Annotated in this window: 15 protein-coding genes; 4 read left to right on the forward strand and 11 right to left on the reverse strand. The window is 46.5% G+C overall.

Annotation, left to right across the window (positions count from 1 at the left end):
• The 8 genes from SD450_RS15455 to SD450_RS15490 form a co-directional block, all read right to left on the reverse strand.
• Window positions 1–2,400 (reverse strand): TonB-dependent receptor, encoded by a 2,400-nt coding sequence (locus SD450_RS15455; protein ID WP_318345360.1) that lies wholly within the window; start codon window positions 2,398–2,400, stop codon window positions 1–3.
• A gap of 114 nt (window positions 2,401–2,514) precedes the next feature.
• Entirely contained in the window at window positions 2,515–4,737 is a 2,223-nt protein-coding gene (locus SD450_RS15460; RefSeq protein WP_318345361.1) for an NADP-dependent isocitrate dehydrogenase, read from the reverse strand.
• A gap of 616 nt (window positions 4,738–5,353) precedes the next feature.
• The gene (gene rplS / locus SD450_RS15465; RefSeq protein ID WP_072882739.1) at window positions 5,354–5,704 is read right to left on the reverse strand and encodes a 50S ribosomal protein L19; all 351 of its coding nucleotides are present in this window, start codon (window positions 5,702–5,704) and stop codon (window positions 5,354–5,356) included.
• A 117-nt stretch (window positions 5,705–5,821) separates the two neighbouring features.
• Window positions 5,822–6,151, reverse strand: a complete 330-nt coding sequence (locus SD450_RS15470) for a hypothetical protein (RefSeq protein WP_318345362.1) — start codon at window positions 6,149–6,151, stop codon at window positions 5,822–5,824.
• 3 nt (window positions 6,152–6,154) lie between these two features.
• Window positions 6,155–6,829 (reverse strand): tRNA (guanosine(37)-N1)-methyltransferase TrmD, encoded by a 675-nt coding sequence (trmD, locus tag SD450_RS15475; RefSeq protein WP_318345363.1) that lies wholly within the window; start codon window positions 6,827–6,829, stop codon window positions 6,155–6,157.
• Between the two features lie 101 nt (window positions 6,830–6,930).
• Entirely contained in the window at window positions 6,931–7,539 is a 609-nt protein-coding gene (locus SD450_RS15480) for a tRNA (guanine-N1)-methyltransferase (RefSeq protein WP_318345364.1), read from the reverse strand.
• 115 nt (window positions 7,540–7,654) lie between these two features.
• The gene (locus SD450_RS15485; protein ID WP_318345365.1) at window positions 7,655–9,103 is read right to left on the reverse strand and encodes a glyceraldehyde-3-phosphate dehydrogenase; all 1,449 of its coding nucleotides are present in this window, start codon (window positions 9,101–9,103) and stop codon (window positions 7,655–7,657) included.
• A 129-nt stretch (window positions 9,104–9,232) separates the two neighbouring features.
• Window positions 9,233–10,627: a trypsin-like peptidase domain-containing protein gene (locus SD450_RS15490; RefSeq protein WP_318345366.1), complete on the reverse strand. Its 1,395-nt coding sequence runs from the start codon at window positions 10,625–10,627 to the stop codon at window positions 9,233–9,235.
• A 134-nt stretch (window positions 10,628–10,761) separates the two neighbouring features.
• On the opposite strand from SD450_RS15490, the gene dapF reads away from it, so the two are divergent.
• The 4 genes from dapF (at window position 10,762) to SD450_RS15510 (ending at window position 13,903) form a co-directional block, all read left to right on the forward strand.
• Complete coding sequence (gene dapF / locus SD450_RS15495; protein ID WP_318345367.1) at window positions 10,762–11,544, forward strand: diaminopimelate epimerase; 783 nt, start codon at window positions 10,762–10,764, stop codon at window positions 11,542–11,544.
• The gene (locus SD450_RS15500; RefSeq protein ID WP_318345368.1) at window positions 11,532–12,065 is read left to right on the forward strand and encodes a GNAT family N-acetyltransferase; all 534 of its coding nucleotides are present in this window, start codon (window positions 11,532–11,534) and stop codon (window positions 12,063–12,065) included. Before dapF ends, SD450_RS15500 begins: the two co-directional genes overlap by 13 nt.
• Window positions 12,055–13,098: an endolytic transglycosylase MltG gene (mltG, locus tag SD450_RS15505; protein ID WP_318345369.1), complete on the forward strand. Its 1,044-nt coding sequence runs from the start codon at window positions 12,055–12,057 to the stop codon at window positions 13,096–13,098. The genes SD450_RS15500 and mltG overlap by 11 nt, the downstream gene beginning before the upstream one ends.
• 160 nt (window positions 13,099–13,258) lie before the next feature.
• The gene (locus tag SD450_RS15510; protein ID WP_318345370.1) at window positions 13,259–13,903 is read left to right on the forward strand and encodes a lysozyme family protein; all 645 of its coding nucleotides are present in this window, start codon (window positions 13,259–13,261) and stop codon (window positions 13,901–13,903) included.
• A gap of 48 nt (window positions 13,904–13,951) precedes the next feature.
• On the opposite strand, the gene SD450_RS15515 is transcribed toward SD450_RS15510, so the two are convergent.
• From SD450_RS15515 to dnaA, 3 genes are read right to left on the reverse strand one after another with little or no spacing between them, the layout of a single operon-like run.
• Window positions 13,952–14,680 carry an SAM-dependent methyltransferase gene (locus SD450_RS15515; RefSeq protein WP_318345371.1) on the reverse strand — a complete coding sequence of 243 codons (729 nt, stop codon included), beginning with the start codon at window positions 14,678–14,680 and terminating at the stop codon, window positions 13,952–13,954.
• A gap of 4 nt (window positions 14,681–14,684) precedes the next feature.
• Window positions 14,685–15,137: a low molecular weight protein-tyrosine-phosphatase gene (locus tag SD450_RS15520; protein ID WP_318345372.1), complete on the reverse strand. Its 453-nt coding sequence runs from the start codon at window positions 15,135–15,137 to the stop codon at window positions 14,685–14,687.
• Between the two features lie 18 nt (window positions 15,138–15,155).
• Window positions 15,156–16,580: a chromosomal replication initiator protein DnaA gene (gene dnaA / locus SD450_RS15525; protein ID WP_072882584.1), complete on the reverse strand. Its 1,425-nt coding sequence runs from the start codon at window positions 16,578–16,580 to the stop codon at window positions 15,156–15,158.
• Window positions 16,581–16,757 lie beyond the last annotated feature (177 nt).

Below are 16,757 nucleotides of genomic sequence, written 5' to 3' on the forward strand. Positions count from 1 at the left end.
CTAAAATTTAAAGTTGTAGGTCACAGATGGGATGATGCCGAATATGGAAGTGCGCAGGGCCTCGTTTCGCCCAGTGTCCTCATTCTCCCTAAAGTTGATGGAGGCCGCATTCTTTCTGCTGTACAGGTTGTAGATGCTAAAGACCCATTCGGCCTGTACTTTCCTTGATTTATTCTTCCTAGGGGTGAGTATGGCCGAAACGTCCAAGCGGTGATAATCGGGCAGTCTTTCCTTGTTCCGTAGTCCGTAATAGGGCACGGTGATCCCTTCAAATTCAAATTGTCCGATGGGATAGTTGGTGGGCTGCCCTGTTTGATAGATGAAATTGGCATTGAAGTTCCATTTATCATTAAGATCAAAACTGCCAAAAAGGGAAATGTCGTGGGTTTTGTCGTAAGGAGTATTGTACCATTGCCCAAGATTGATGCCCGTTTCAAGATTGGATCGGCCCGTGTCAAAATCCAAATCCCTTCCCGGGGTCCGTTGTTCCGATTTGGAAAGGGTATAGGCCAACCAGCCCGTGAACCGCCCCTCATTTTTCCTAAAAAGTATTTCGAGGCCATAAGCTCGGGCCTGCCCGTTGAGAATGACCTGTTCGATGGCATTGTTGGCGATGAGATTGGCACCATCGATATAATCGATCCTATTTTGGATGTCCTTGAAAAAGGCTTCTGTTTCAAACGTGTATTCCCCGCCCTTGATGTTCCTGAAATACCCGATGGCATATTGATCGAGCAATTGGGGCTTCACAAAGGGTCCACTAGGCGTCCATACATCCAAAGGAGTAGGGGAACTGGTGTTGGACAGAAGGTGCAGGTATTGGGACAAGCGCGTGTAGCTTGCCTTGATGGCATTTTTTTCCTTGAAATTGTAGGATATGGACACTCTAGGCTCCAAGTTGAAGAATTTTTTCAAGGTGCCAGACCTTCCAGGGTTGATGGAGTCGATGGGTTCTGCTTCGCGATAGACCAAAGTGAAAGGGTTAAACTCCACAGGGTTGTTGTTTCGGTACACATAGAATTCATCCTGCCCCAATCGGTTGAATTGGCTTGCCCTAAGACCGTATTCGATGCTCAGATTTTCTGTCACATCGTGTTCCACATCAATATAGATGGCACTTTCGTTGGCGTATTTTTTGGTCAATTGCTCCTCCACAATACCAGAGACTGCGCTATTTGGGGTTATTTCGCCCGGATTGAAGACATAATAGATGTTTTGGAATCCATAGTTCATTTGTACCTTATCATTCAGGTAGTGTTTCAGGTCGTACTTGAGGTTGAAGTTTTGGATGCCGGAATTCCACTCAAATCCTACAAAATCAAGCTCTAACCCATAATAATAATCCGAATAGATGAGCGAAAGGTTGGAAAAGAGTTTTTCCGAAAACAGATGGTTCCACCTAAAGTTTCCGACGGCATTGCCATAAGTGTTCACAAAACGATCACCGATGCTAAAAAGATCCCTTCCGAAGTAGCCCGAAAGGTAAATGTTATTGTTGTCATTGATCTTGTGGTTGATCTTTGTGTTCAGATCGTAGAAATAGGCCTTGTTGTCCACATCAAAAAGCGGAAGGAACAAATGTGCATACGAAGCCCTTCCACCGACCAGAAAAGCGGTCCTGTCCTTGATGATGGGTCCTTCCAAGAGCAATCTACTGGCCGCGGCACCAATCCCACCATTCACCTTGAAATCCTTGCTGTTCCCTTCCTTTTGGAAAATCTCCAAAACAGAGGATACCCTTCCGCCGTATCTGGCAGGGATACCTCCTTTGAAGAGTTTCACGTCCTTTATGGCATCGGGGTTAAAGACGGAGAAGAAACCGAACAAATGTGAGGAGTTGAACACTGTGGCCTCGTCCAAAAGAATCAGGTTTTGGTCCGCGGCACCGCCCCTGACGTTGAATCCCGATGAGGCCTCGCCGGCATTGGAAACGCCGGGCAACAACAAAAGGGATTTGATCACATCGGCCTCTCCGAGTACCACGGGAATCTGCTTGATGGTCTGTGCGGTCAGGGTATTCACACTCATTTGGGGTTTTCGGATGTCCAGTCGTTCCACATCATCGGTGACGACAACTTCATCCAGTTCCTCGGCTTTTTCGGTCAAATAAAAGTCCTTTTTGATGTTTCGGTCCAAGTTCACATTTTCCACCACCTCCTGAAATCCCAAATAGCTGATTATGATTCTGTACTCGCCTTTTGGAAGGGTAATGGAGTAAAAGCCATACTCGTTGGTCGTGGTCCCTGTGCCCAATTCTGGAAAAGCAATGGTGACACCGATCAGGGTCTCATTGCTGTTGGCTTCGGAAACTGTGCCGCTAAGGGTGAATCTTTGTTGGGCTTGGACCCAAACGTGTTGGAGGAGTAGGAGGGCCGAAATAGCCAAAAGTCTTTTGGACATTGAACAGGTTTTCCCCTAAAAATACACACTCCACATCAATTTTGAATAAAAAAAACGCAGTCCTGACCATTTTCAGGATTGCGTTTTAAATTCAAGTTATTGACCTGATGTGTGCTATGCGATGGAACCCAATATGTTGTTCAATGTTGTGCTGGGTCGCATGGCGTTTGATGCCATCTCTGCATCTGGAAGGTAATAGCCTCCTATGTGTATGGGTGACCCTTGGGCATCTATCAATTCCTGTACAATCTTTGATTCGTTGGATGAGAGTTCACCAAAAACCTTGCTAAAGGTGGCTTTCAGTTCTGCATCCTCGTTTTGGTTGGCCAATTGTTCTGCCCAATAGAGCGCCAAATAGAAATGGCTGCCCCTTGTGTCCAGTTCATTGACCTTTCTTGACGGGGATTTGTCATTTTCCAAGAATTTCTCGGTGGCCTTGTCCAGGGCATCCGCAATCACTTGGGCCTTTTTGTTGTTGTTCTTTTCGCCATAAAACTCCAAGGATACGGCCAATGCCAGGAATTCTCCCAAAGAATCCCATCTCAAGTGACCTTCTTCGAGGAATTGCTCCACATGCTTGGGCGCAGAACCTCCAGCACCTGTTTCGAACAATCCACCACCGTTCATAAGAGGAACGATGGACAGCATTTTTGCGCTGGTGCCCACTTCAAGAATAGGGAAGAGGTCGGTAAGGTAGTCCCTCAATACATTTCCGGAAACCGAGATGGTGTCCTTGCCCTCCTTTATGCGTTTTAGGGTGAACTTGGTGGCTTCCAATGGCGAAAGAATTCTTATGTCAAGACCATCCGTATCGTGGTCTTTGAGGTATCGATTTACTTTTTTGATCAATTCCGCATCGTGCGCCCTGTTCTTGTCCAACCAGAAAACGGCCGGGGTATCGGTCGCCCTTGCTCTGGAAACGGCCAATTTGACCCAATCTTGGACGGGAGCATCCTTTACTTGGCACATCCTCCAGATATCCCCTTGCTCAACTTGGTGTTCCATCAAGGTTTTTCCAGTGGAAATACTCACGACCCTTGCAGTTCCTGCGTTCGGGATTTCGAAGGTCTTGTCATGCGAACCGTATTCCTCTGCTTTTTGGGCCATGAGTCCCACGTTGGGCACTGTTCCCATGGTGGTGGGGTCAAAGGCACCGTGTTCCTTGCAAAAATCGATGGTGGCTTGGTAAATGTCCGAATAGCTACTATCGGGGATAATGGCCTTGGTATCTTTCAATTTACCGTCCTTGTCCCACATTTTACCAGAGCTGCGGATCATGGCAGGCATGGAGGCGTCGATAATGACGTCGCTGGGCACGTGCAGGTTGGTGATTCCTTTGTCCGAATTCACCATGGCCAGATCTGGACCATTTTCAATGCTCTTGGCAATGGCCTGCTGGATTTCTTTGTGCTGGTCGGCCGGCAGCTGACCTATTTTGTCCAATAAGGTTTCCAAACCGTCATCGGGGTCAATGCCCAATTTTTCAAACGTTTCCCCATATGTCTGGAACAGGTCGGCAAAATATACTTTTAGGGCATGTCCAAAAATGATGGGGTCGGAGACCTTCATCATGGTCGCTTTAAAATGCAGGGAAAGCAATAGGCCTTCCTTGCGCGCATCGGCTATCTCTTTGGTAAGAAAATCGACCAATGCCTTTTTGCTCATAACGGTGGCATCTATGACTTCCTCTTTTTGAAGGGCCACTTTATCCTTTAGGATAAGCGTCTCTCCATTGTCCTTCACCAGTTCAATACGGATATCGTCTGCATTGGCCATGGTGAGCGATTTTTCATTGGACTTGAAATCCCCGTGGGACATACTGGCCACATGGGTCTTCGAATCTGATGACCATTCGCCCATGCTGTGGGGGTGCTTTTTGGCATAGTTCTTTACGGCTTTGGGGGCTCTTCTGTCAGAGTTCCCTTCCCGGAGCACAGGGTTCACCGCACTGCCCTTGATTTTGTCATATTTGGCCTTGACGGTCTTTTCCTCATCGGTTTTTGGCTCATCGGGGTAGTTGGGGAGCTTGTATCCCTTTTTTTGTAGCTCTTCGATGGCCTCTTTCAGCTGTGGGATGGAGGCACTTATATTGGGCAGTTTGATGATATTGGCCTCAGGTGTTTTGGCCAATTCGCCCAAAATGGCAAGATCGTCAGGTATTTGCTGGTCCTTTTCCAAATACTCGGGAAACATGGCGCAGATCCTGCCCGCCAAGGAGATGTCCTTGGTCTCTATGGTGATGTTGGCAGTTTCGGTAAAGGATTTTACAATGGGTAGGAAAGATAAGGTTGCCAAGGCAGGTGCCTCATCGGTTTTGGTGTAATAGATTTTAGCCATTTATATGTATAATGTTTGAGCGGTTGCAAATATACAATTTTATGTATGTTGATCGGTGAATAAAACTAACAGGGAGAAGCGGATGCGTGAAAAAAACGAAAGCCATATCTGTGCCTGAACATAGATATGGCTTTCAGAAAAGGATCTTGGATTGTTCCGCATTGCTGCAAAACCTGCAATCTTGGATTGCTTCCACAGACCTTTAACGTTTCCTCTGCGCGTGTTTTTAATCTTTCAACTAAACTCCATCATGCAAAGTGTACCGTATTCCCTAAATCTTATCAAGAGGGGAAATTGCTCTCCCGTCCGCACATAAAATCCATTATTTCTCTTTCGGACCTTCCTAAACCTGTCCCAATTCGAAATTCCTTTTGTGATCAGTAGTGTTACCAATTAAAAGGGGAATCCTCGGTTTTTAAAGAACGTCAGCTTTAAAATCGAGATACGGTCCTGAATGGTATCATTTTCATATCTCTTGTGCTAAAGTATGACAAACCTTGGGATAAACAAATTTTATAACCGATTAAAAATCAACAACGTATGAACCGATGTTATTAACAATTGTTCATAAAAAAAGCACCCTTTTTGGGTGCTCTTTCTACAAAGGGAAAATGGATTATCCCCTAACTTCTTTGATACGGGCCTTTTTACCGGTAAGACCTCTAAAGTAGAAGATTCTGGATCTACGTACCTTACCTTTTTTGTTGACCTCAATTTTTTGCAATGCGGGCATGTTGATGGGGAAAATTCGCTCCACACCTACGGTACCTGACATTTTACGGATGGTGAAGGTCTCGGTGGCGCCACTTCCCCTTCTTTGGATCACAACTCCTTTGAAGAACTGGGTACGGGTCTTTTCACCTTCCTTGATCTCATAATACACGGTGATCGTGTCACCGGATGAAAATTTTGGAAAATCTTTTTTTGGAACAAATTCGTCTTCAACAAATTTTACTAAGGATTCCATGGTATATTTTTTAGCGTTTACCAAGACCAACTTTCACGTATTTCGTCAGAGGTTGATTTTGAGATTGCAAAAGTAATCTAATATTTATAAAGAACAAGTGGTTTTTTGCTTTTTATCTCAAGGAACGGATTGATTGCTCCTTGCTGTTGTGTACTTGACTGCGAACAACAGTAGTCCTATTACGAACAAAAGATATGGGAATTGGACAAAAATGTTCAGTACCGCCATGGTATGCGCATAGGATTCCGGATTTTTGATGGAGGCAAAGGCGGTCCATGCCACTCGACCCACGGAAAAGACGATGGACAACAAGCTGCCCAACAGCATCAGCCATGTGCCAATGTTCCGCTGTTTGTAGATCAATACCGCACAAGCGATAAGGAGCACCAGTTGTCCAATAGTGCCGATTGCATTCCCTGCCATGTAGTAAACTTCCAAATTTTCCATTTTTTATTCCAATAGATCAGGTCTTCTTTTCTTAGTGCGTTCCAGTGCCTGGTCCTCCCGCCATTTTTCAATCTTGGGCAGGTTTCCGCTCAGCAGGATTTTGGGCACCTCCAGTCCTTTGTACTCGGCTGGCCGGGTATAAACAGGGGGCGCCAACAGGTTGTCCTGAAAGGTGTCCGTTAGGGCAGAGGTCTCATCGTTCAAAACTCCCGGTAAAAGCCGGATCACGGCATCGCAGACGATGGCAGCGGCCAGTTCGCCCCCGGAGAGGACATAGTCGCCGATGGAAATCTCACGGGTCACGAACAGGTCCCGTACCCTTTGGTCAACACCCTTGTAATGGCCGCACAGGATAATGAGGTTTTCCTTCAGGGACAGTTCATTGGCCATGCCCTGGTTCAAGGTTTTTCCGTCCGGGGTCATGTAGATGACCTCGTCATAATCGCGCTCGGCCTTTAAGCCTGAAATGCATTTGTCAATGGGTTCCACCATCATCACCATGCCTGCACCGCCCCCAAATTGGTAATCGTCCACCTGTTTGTAATTGTTGGTGGCGTAGTCCCTCAAATTATGGAGGTGTATCTCTACCAACCCTTTTTCTATGGCCCTTTTCAAGATGGAGGCCTCAAAGGGACTTGTCAAAAGTTCCGGCAGTACTGTTATAATGTCTATCCGCATGGATAAGGTCTGTTATGGATTCTCCGCCCAAAAGTAGTGAAAGCTGATATAAACTTCGGGAGGACGCAAAAGAAAAGGCTTCCTTTTGGGAAGCCTTTGCATCATTTTTTCTGCTTGTTCAGCTCGTCCTGTAGTTGCCTGCTTATTTTTTGCTCGCGTTCCAGTGCCTTTCTTCTGTGGTTTTCGTACTCTTCTTCCAGATCGGCCAGTGCGGATTTGGCCTGTTGGGTCAAGAAGTTGCTGTTCCTGAATCGATAAATGAAGAACAAAAGCAACAACAACAATCCAAAGATGATGGACCAGAGGATAAAATTATAGGTTCCCTTTCCTATCAGGATACCGAAGAAGGAAATACTGTCCTTTTCCTCGGTGACAGAGTTCAGTTTATCCGTAGTTTCGCGTAGTTTCGTATTGAGGTTCTCTATTTCGGCCTCATTGGAGGTGATGGTGGCCGAAAGATCTTTTATGGTTTTGGTGGAGGTATTGATGGAATCAAAAATATTGTTCTTCACCTTATAAAGGTCTGAGAGCTTGATGACTTCATATTGGATGCCATTGGCCCTGTAATTTCCCGATTTGCGTTCCAATTCCTCGAATTGCCCCTTGAGGGTGCTGTCTTCCTCGGTCGTGGTCTCTTCCTCCTCCTGGGCGTATGTGGAAAAAAGCGGAATCAGTAAGGCTAGGATCAATAATAGTCGTAAATGCTTCATGGTCAAAGTGTTCTCGTATTAAATTTAGATTAAGGGTAAAGCGAAATTACACCAATAAACCAAAATTCAAAAGAAAAACCTGCTTACCGGCGATATCTGCCCTGTTGTGTAATCATCAATAATACGTATAACGCCTTACTTTGGCAATATATTTTGCAAGTCGTATCACTTGGTGCGAATACCCATATTCATTATCGTACCAAACATAGAGCACCACACTTTTTCCGTCGGCGGAAACTATGGTAGCCATGCTGTCATAGATGGATGGGGCAGAGGTGCCCACAATATCCGACGAGACCAGCTCATTGCTCAGGGAATATTTGATCTGTTCCACCAAATCCCCCTCGAGGGCATATTTTTTCAGGATGGTGTTGATGCTTTCCGCAGTGGTCTTGTTCTTGACCTCCAAGTGGAGAATGGCCAGGGAGCCATTGGGTACGGGCACCCTGATCGCATTTGAGGTCAATTTGCCTTTCAAGGAGGGCAATGCCTTTGCCACGGCAGAGCCGGCCCCGGTTTCCGTGATCACCATATTGAGCGCGGCGGCACGGCCCCTACGGTATTTGCTGTGCATGTTGTCCACCAAGTTCTGATCGTTGGTGTAGGCATGGATGGTCTCCAAATGGCCTTTTCGTATGCCCAGGGAGTCTTCCATTACCTTTAATATGGGGGTAATGGCATTGGTGGTGCAGGAAGCCGCGGAATAGATTTTGGTCTTGTCCGGATCAAAGTTTTTGTGGTTCACACCATGGACGATATTGGGGACTTCCTTGCCCGGCGCGGTGAGCAGGACCTTTCCGGCCCCTTTGGACTCCAAATGTCTGGAAAGGGCCTCTTTGTCACGGAAAGCGCCTGTATTGTCTATGATAAGGGCGTTGTAGATTCCATAAGCGGTGTAATCGATGTCCTCGGGTTTGGTGGCACGGATAAACTTCACCGTAGTGCCGTTGATGATCAATGCCTGATTTTGGGCGTCCACATCCACAGTGCCCGTAAACTGTCCGTGGACCGAATCGGTTTTGAGCAAGGCTGCCCTTTTTTCCAAGATTTCCTCGTTCAATTCGTCCCGGACCACTACGGCCCTTAAGCGTAGTTGGCTTCCCCTGCCTGTCTTGGCCATGAGTTCCCGGGCCACGAGCCTCCCGATCCTGCCAAAACCATACAATACCACATCCTTGGGTTTGATTTCCTTGGTGTGTTGGGCATCTCTTAGTTTTTCGACCACAAAGGCCTTGACATTCAGGTGGGTGTTGTCATCCGAATGGTACTCATAGGTCAACTTTCCAATGTCCAGTTTTGCAGGGGGCAGGTTGATGTCGTTGATGGCCCGCAAGATCTCCACCGAATCAAAAATGGAGATGGGTTTCTGGACAAATTCCCCCGCATATTCGTGGAGGTTGATAATGTCGCTGACATTCTTATCGATGACTTGGTTTCGGAACAGAACCACTTCAATGGATTTGTCATACCAGAGGTCGCTAATAATTTTGATGAATTCGGTGGTCGCTTTTCTTCTATCTGCCTGAAAGGCAAGCTCTTTTTCGTATGATGTAATGTTGCTCATGGAAATAGGTTGCAGTACTGAAGATTTATTTTCGGCTAAATTAGATATTTCAAACGTTTTCGTAAAAGAATTTGAAAAATAAAAAGCACCCATTTTCAGGGTGCTTTTCAAGTGTTTTTTCGGCACTTTTTATTGAAGGATCATATGTTCTTTTTCCCCATTTTCATTGATCATGGTGAAACTGGTCCTGTCATACCTTGAAATCTTTCCAAAAAGTTCTTTGGCATCGTCGATATTGTTGATTTCCTCACCATCCAATTCAATAATGACCTTGCCCCTTAGTTGATATCTACCATATCCTTCGGGAACGTCCGTGATTTTGACGCCTTTGGAAACCCCAAATCTTTTCTTGTCTTCCTTGGACAAGTTTTTCACTACAAAACCGGTTGCGGGAAGTCTAACGGACTGTTGCTCCTTGAGCGTGACATTTTTGACAAGGCTCTTTCCATCCCGGTCCACGGTCACCTCTACAATGTCGCCCGGTCTTTTGGAAGAAAGATAGCCGTTGAGTTCGGCGAATTTATGGATGGAAATGTTGTCCACCTGTTTGATGATGTCGCCTTCCTGAAGTCCTGCCTCGTATGCACCGGATTCTTCTTCGACCCCGGCCACATATACACCTTCCAACTGATCTAGACCTCTTTCAATGGCTTCACGGGAATTTATGTTTGCCGCAGAAATCCCCAAAAGACCTTTCTGTACGTTGCCGAACTCCATGATGTCCTCCACCACTTTTTTGGCAATGTTGCTGGGCACGGCAAAGGCATAGCCCACATAGGAACCGGTCTGTGAGGTAATGGCGGTATTGATCCCGATCAGGTCACCGTTGGTGTTCACAAGGGCTCCGCCACTATTACCGGGATTTACGGCAGCATCGGTCTGGATAAAGGATTGTGATCCCATCGACAATGATCTTGCCTTGGCACTCACGATTCCAGCTGTCACTGTGGAAGTCAGATTGAACGGATTTCCTACGGCAAGTACCCACTCCCCGATCTTTGCATTGTCAGAATCACCGAACGCCAAATAGGGCAGGGCATCTTCGGCATCCACTTTGAGCAGGGCAATATCGGAATCGGCATCGGTGCCCACAAGTTCAGCCTTGTAGGTCCTGTTGTTGTTCAGGGTTACTTCCAATTGACTGGAATTGGCGATCACGTGGTTGTTGGTGACGATATAACCATCAGGGGAAATGATTACCCCCGATCCCGTTCCTACTTGTGGAACTTGTTGGCGTTCAAATCCATAGAAAAAATCGGAAAGGCTGCTGGGGCCTTTGCTTATGGTGAGGTTTTTCACGTGTACCACTGCATTCACCGTTTTTTCGGCGGCCAGGGTAAAATCCACTTCATTGATGCCGGCCCCTTTGGCAGAGGTGGGCATGTTGCTGGTAGCCACAAAAGGTATTTCCTGTCCAGGGGCCACCCATTTATAATTGTCCTTTTCAAAAAATAACTTGTATGCACCCAGGGTGATGGCACCTGCGAAAAGGGATACAATGAATAAATTGGCTATTCTCTTCATAATTCAATACGTATTTAACATTTAGCTTTAACAAATTTAAAAGAATTGCATTTTTTGCTTGGTCTGTTTAACGCTGTTTTAACTGCAAAAATATCCTTAAAGAATACCCTATATTTGTTTCTTTGTAAGCAATCATGAAACTGCAGTTTTTTAAATACCAAGGAACGGGAAACGATTTTGTCGTGATGGACAATCGTCAACATAACTTCCCCAAAAACAATACCAGCTTGGTGGCCCACCTGTGTGATAGACGCTTTGGCATAGGGGCCGATGGCCTTCTCCTTCTTGAAAATGACAAAATGTCGGATTTTCGGATGGTCTATTTCAATGCCGATGGGGCTGAGGGCAGCATGTGTGGCAATGGAGGTAGATGCCTGGTGGCCTTCGCCAACCATTTGGGTGTTGTTGGGAAAGAAGCGGTCTTCAATGCCGTGGATGGACTGCACCATGCCAGTGTGAATGGCAATATCGTCAACCTGAAGATGGTGGATGTGGATGAGATCCACGAGAAGGGCAATTACAGTTTCCTGAACACGGGATCTCCCCACCATGTGCAATTGGTAAAAGATCTGGAACATTTTGATGTGTATAAGGAAGGAAAAAAACTTCGCTACGGATTGTATGGACAATCGGGCAGCAACATCAATTTTGTGGAGCAGTTGGATGATGATACCTTCCGGGTGAGGACCTATGAAAGGGGAGTGGAAGACGAGACCCTTTCCTGTGGCACCGGGGTCACCGCTGTGGCCTTGGCCATGCACAGATCAGGAAAGACTACCGCAACCAATGTCAACATCAAGACGCTAGGCGGGGATTTGACCATCGGTTTTGAAGAGCAGGACGGAAAATATACCAACGTATTCCTCAAAGGACCTGCCGATCAAGTGTTTAAAGGAGAAGTGGAATGCTCAATTTAAAAGGGAAACAAATCCAACTCAGGGCGTTGGAGCCTTCGGATCTGGACTTTTTGTACGAACTGGAGAACGATACGGCCATTTGGGAGATCAGTGGAACGTTGAAACCCTATTCCAAAAAAGTGCTCCAACTGTACCTGGAGAACACCCATCGGGACATCTACGAAGTGAAACAGCTTCGTCTTTGTATTTGCAGGGCAGACCAGGAATGCATCGGTTTGATCGATCTGTTCGATTTTGACCCGAAACACCAAAGAGCCGGCATTGGGATTGTGATCACCAATCCAGGTGACCGCAACAAGGGTCTGGGCGCCGAAGCACTGTCCCTCTTGTGTGATTATGCTTTTTCCACGTTGGACCTCCATCAATTGTACGCCAATATTTTGGAGGACAACGAGGCCAGTATCCATCTTTTCGAGAAAATGGGTTTTGTTCCCATCGGCGTAAAAAAGGAGTGGATAAGAACCAGTTCAGGGTTCAAGAATGAAATCATGTTTCAAAAGATAAATTCGGATGTATCTTAAAAAAATCTTGTGGGCAGTAGCCATTTTGGGAATTTTGGTCTGTGGATTTGTGGTTTACCAGATCTATAGCGCCATTTTTAGCCCGAACACCCAGTTCAACAATGAGGAAGCCTATGTGTATATTCCTTCCGATGCCATTTTCACCGATGTAAAGACCTCGTTGGAGCCTTTGTTGAAGGACCTTTCCAGTTTTGAGGCCGTTGCCCGCCGAAAGGGATACACCACCAATGTGAAACCTGGAAAATATGCTTTGAAGAAGGGGATGAACAACAACGAGATTATCAACACCCTTCGCAGTGCCAATATTCCTGTTCGGGTTTCTTTCAACAACCAAGAATCATTGCCAGCATTGGCAGGAAGGATAGCTGAACAGATAGAAGCGGACAGTCTTTCGCTCCTACAGGCATTCAACGACCCTGCTTTTTTGAAGGCGTCCCATTTTGATGAGGACAGCAAGCTTGGCATGTATTTGCCCAACACCTATGAATTCTTTTGGAACACCAATGCGGAAGGTTTTCGGGAACGGATGTGGACGGAATACGATAGGTTTTGGAACGAAGAGCGCAGAAAAAAGGCCCAAAACTTGGGGCTGACCCCAAATCAGGTCACCGCTTTGGCGGCCATTGTGCAAAAAGAGACCGTGAAGGCCGATGAGCGGCCACGGGTTGCGCGGGTATATCTGAACAGGGTGAAGCAAGGGATGCTGTTGCAGGCCGACCCGACGGTCATCTACGCCATCAAAAAGGAAACGGGCAATTACGACACCATCATCAAACGGGTGCTGTATCGGGATCTGGAAATGGATTCGCCCTACAATACCTATAAATATGCAGGCATTCCACCGGGGCCCATCACCATGCCGGACATCTCTTCCATAGATGCCGTTTTGAACCCTGAAAAGCACGATTATCTCTATTTTGTGGCGGACGTTTCCAACTTCGGATACCACATTTTTGCCAAAACCTTGGCGCAACACAACCGAAATAAGGTGCAGTACACCCGATGGCTGAATGAACAAAAAGTGCTCAGATAGGGTTCTTCGTCGTTGATATTCATCGCTTTAACGGATTTTAGGCCTCATTTAAGAAAATCTTAGCAGCTTTACACGACCCCTTAAGTGAACTCCCCCTATATTTGCCGGCCAAATTGATTTTTGATACGTATATAGTATCAAGATCACAAATATGAACATTATGAAGAGATGGATAGGTTTCGTTCTACATCTTGCCATGATCGTAGTTTTGACAAGTTTTGGTTCCTATACCTTGATGAAAAAAACGGACTATACAGTTCCCGATTCATTGAAGGTAGAGACAGGTCTAGAACAATTTGCACCGCTGGATTCCATTTCGTCCGTGGGTGAAACAGAGGTTGTACCCCCCTTTATTGGGAAGGCGTACAATGGTTTCAAGGAGGCGCTCGCCTTCAAAGAGTCCCAGGGCAGATATCACGTAGTAAATTCATTGGGTTATTTGGGGAAGTACCAATTTGGGGGCAGCACCCTCAATCTTATGGGCATTTATGACATGGATGCCTTTTTGGACGACCCCATATTGCAGGAAAAGGCATTTGCGGCCAACATTGCGCGTAACAAATGGATTTTACGAAGGGATATCAAGCGATTCAACGGAAAAAAAATCGCCGGTGTGCAAGTGACTGAATCAGGAATTTTGGCTGCGGCGCATTTGGCCGGGGCTGGAAACGTCAAGAAATACCTACGGTCCTATGGACAGGAAGATGTGACGGACGCTTATGGAAGCAGTATCTCCTACTACATGAAAAAGTTTGCGGGATATGACATTTCCAACATTGAGCAGAAAAAAAACGCCAAGGTCTAAGAACGACCAAGGAAAAGAATAAAAGACCCGGACCAGTTCCGGGTTTTTTTATGCCTGGATGATATAGATGGTGGGCCTTTTGTCCAGGTCCAGTTCAATCTCTCCCCACTCGTGCACGCTTTTGGTCTGGATGAACTCCGTGGGCAGTGTGATGTCGCTTGCAATGCAAAGACGGGTCGTTTTTTGGAGGATCCGTAGTAGCTCCTTCAATAGTTTGTTGTTCCGATAAGGGGTTTCCATGAAAATCTGTGACTGCCCTTTTTCACGGGACAGTTTTTCCAAGTTTTTTACCATGGTCTTCCGCTCGGCATTGTCTATGGGTAAATACCCATTGAAGGCAAAATTTTGTCCGTTCATGCCGCTGGACATCATGGCCATCAGAATGGAGGAGGGGCCCACCAATGGGACCACCTGAATCCTTTTTTGATGGGCGACCCGGACCACATCGGCACCGGGATCGGCTATGCCCGGACAGCCGGCTTCAGACAACAGGCCAATATCATGTCCGTGTATGCAGGGGTCTAAGTAGGAGGGGATCTCTTCTGGGTTGGTGTATTTGTTCAGGGTCTGGATGATGAGATTGGGCTGAGGTTTGCTAGGGCTCACCCTTTTGATGAAACGTCTCGCCGTTTTCTCGTTTTCCACAATATAATGGTCAATACGTTCAATGGTGCCCTTAATGGAGATGGGCATCACTTCCAAGGGGGCGTTGTCTCCGAGTGTTGTGGGAATCAAATAGACTTTGCCCACGACCAGACCAGGTTTGTTCTCTTCCATGGGTTCAATTTAGTTTTTTGGCAATAGCCTCGCAAGCCCTATCAATCATTTGGTATACATCCTCAAACCCATCGGCCCCGCCATAATAAGGGTCCGGAACTTCGGAAATGCCCAGTGGGGCCTCTTCCAGCAACAGTTTTACCTTTTGGGCTTCTTCCATTGTGGAGGCTAAATTGGCCACATTGGAAAAATTGCTTCGGTCCATCACGTAGATTAGGTCGAACGCTGCAAAATCCGCTTTGGAAAATTGTCGGCACCTTTGGTGACTGATGTCCAATCCATATTTTCGGGCCACTGCGATAGATCTTCGGTCGGGCGGTTTTCCTATGTGGTAATCCCCAGTTCCAGCAGAATCCACAAAGACATGGTCCGGGTCCACTTTGGATGCCAAAATACCTTCGGCCAAGGGTGATCTGCAAATATTGCCCAAGCAGACCATCAAGACTTTGGTTTTCATAAAAAAGGGGATTGGTTCCTAGCTGAACTTTTTGTTCAGGTCGTCGATGTACTTTCGGAACTGCTTGTCGGTTTCGGCCAGGTTGTCCACAGTTTTGCAGGCATGGAGCACTGTGGCGTGGTCTCTTTTCCCGATTTGGGAGCCGATGCTGGCCAAGGAGGCCTTCGTAAATTTCTTGGCAAAGAACATGGCCAGTTGTCGAGCCTGCACAATGTGCCGTTTCCGGGTCTTGGACTGTAGGGTGGCCACATCCATTTCGAAGTAATCGGAGACCACTTTCTGGATATAATCAATGGAAACCTCGCGCTTGGTGTTCTTGACGAACTTTTCCACTACTTGTTGGGCCAGTTCCAAAGTAACCTCACGCTTGTTGAAGGAAGATTGGGCAATCAAGGAAATGATGGCACCTTCCAGCTCTCGGATATTGGTCTTGATGTTGCGGGCCACATGGTCTATGATGTCATCGGGCATCTCTACACCGTCTCTGTACAGTTTGTTCTTTAGAATGGAGACCCTGGTTTCGTAATCTGGGCTTTGCAGCTCGGCGGACAGTCCCCATTTGAAACGGGAAAGCAACCGTTGCTCAATGTCCTGCATGTCCACGGGAGCCTTGTCCGAGGTCAGGATCACCTGCTTGCCGTTTTGGTGCAAGTGGTTGAATATGTGGAAGAACACATCCTGGGTTCCAGATTTACCCGATAGGAACTGCACGTCATCTATGATGAGTACATCGATCAACTGGTAAAAATGGATGAAATCGTTCCGGGTGTTCTTTTTTACAGATTCAATATATTGTTGGGTGAACTTCTCCGCAGAGATGTAGAGCACCGTCTTTTCTGGGTATTTGTCCTTGATCTCCACACCAATGGCATGGGCCAAGTGCGTCTTTCCCAATCCGACCCCTCCAAAGACGAGCAATGGGTTGAAGGAAGTGCCTCCCGGTTTGTTGGCCACGGCCATACCTGCCGATCGTGCCAAACGGTTGGAATCTCCTTCCAGGAAATTGTCGAAATTATAATTGGGATTGAGTTGGGACTCTATCTTGATGTTCCGGATGCCGGGTATGACAAACGGGTTCTTGAGTTCGGGACTTTTGGAGGTGATCGGCACGTCCAATTCTTGGGGCGCGACCGCGGTACGGTTGGAACTCGGAATCTGCTCCGTGAACGGTTCCTTGTTCCCGTACTTGTTCTCCATTTTTATGATGTAAATGAGCTTGGCACTGCTTCCCAGTTCGCGGGTCAGGGCCACCTTCAAAAGCTTCACGTAATGCTCTTCCAACCACTCGTAAAAAAACTTGCTGGGAACTTGAATGCTGAGTGCCTTGTCTGTTAATTTGATAGGCTTGATGGGCTCGAACCAAGTCTTGAATGCCTGCGGTTGGATGTTATCCTGGATAAAAGCCAAACAGTTGTTCCATACGGAATTAGCAGTGACACTCATAGAAGTTTTTCCTTGTTTTTGTTGGTTAGCTATAACACTTTTGATGCAGCATCTATGGGTATCTTAGACGCCTTTGGATGCGACAAATATGTGAACAATTCTTTTAAAAAAAAAATCAATTTGTCATTGAATGTTCTGTTTTTTTTTCGCATGTTGCTTGCAACTTAACCAAGACTT

The organism is Flagellimonas baculiformis (assembly GCF_033441575.1).
Taxonomy (GTDB): Bacteria; Bacteroidota; Bacteroidia; order Flavobacteriales; family Flavobacteriaceae; genus Flagellimonas; species Flagellimonas baculiformis.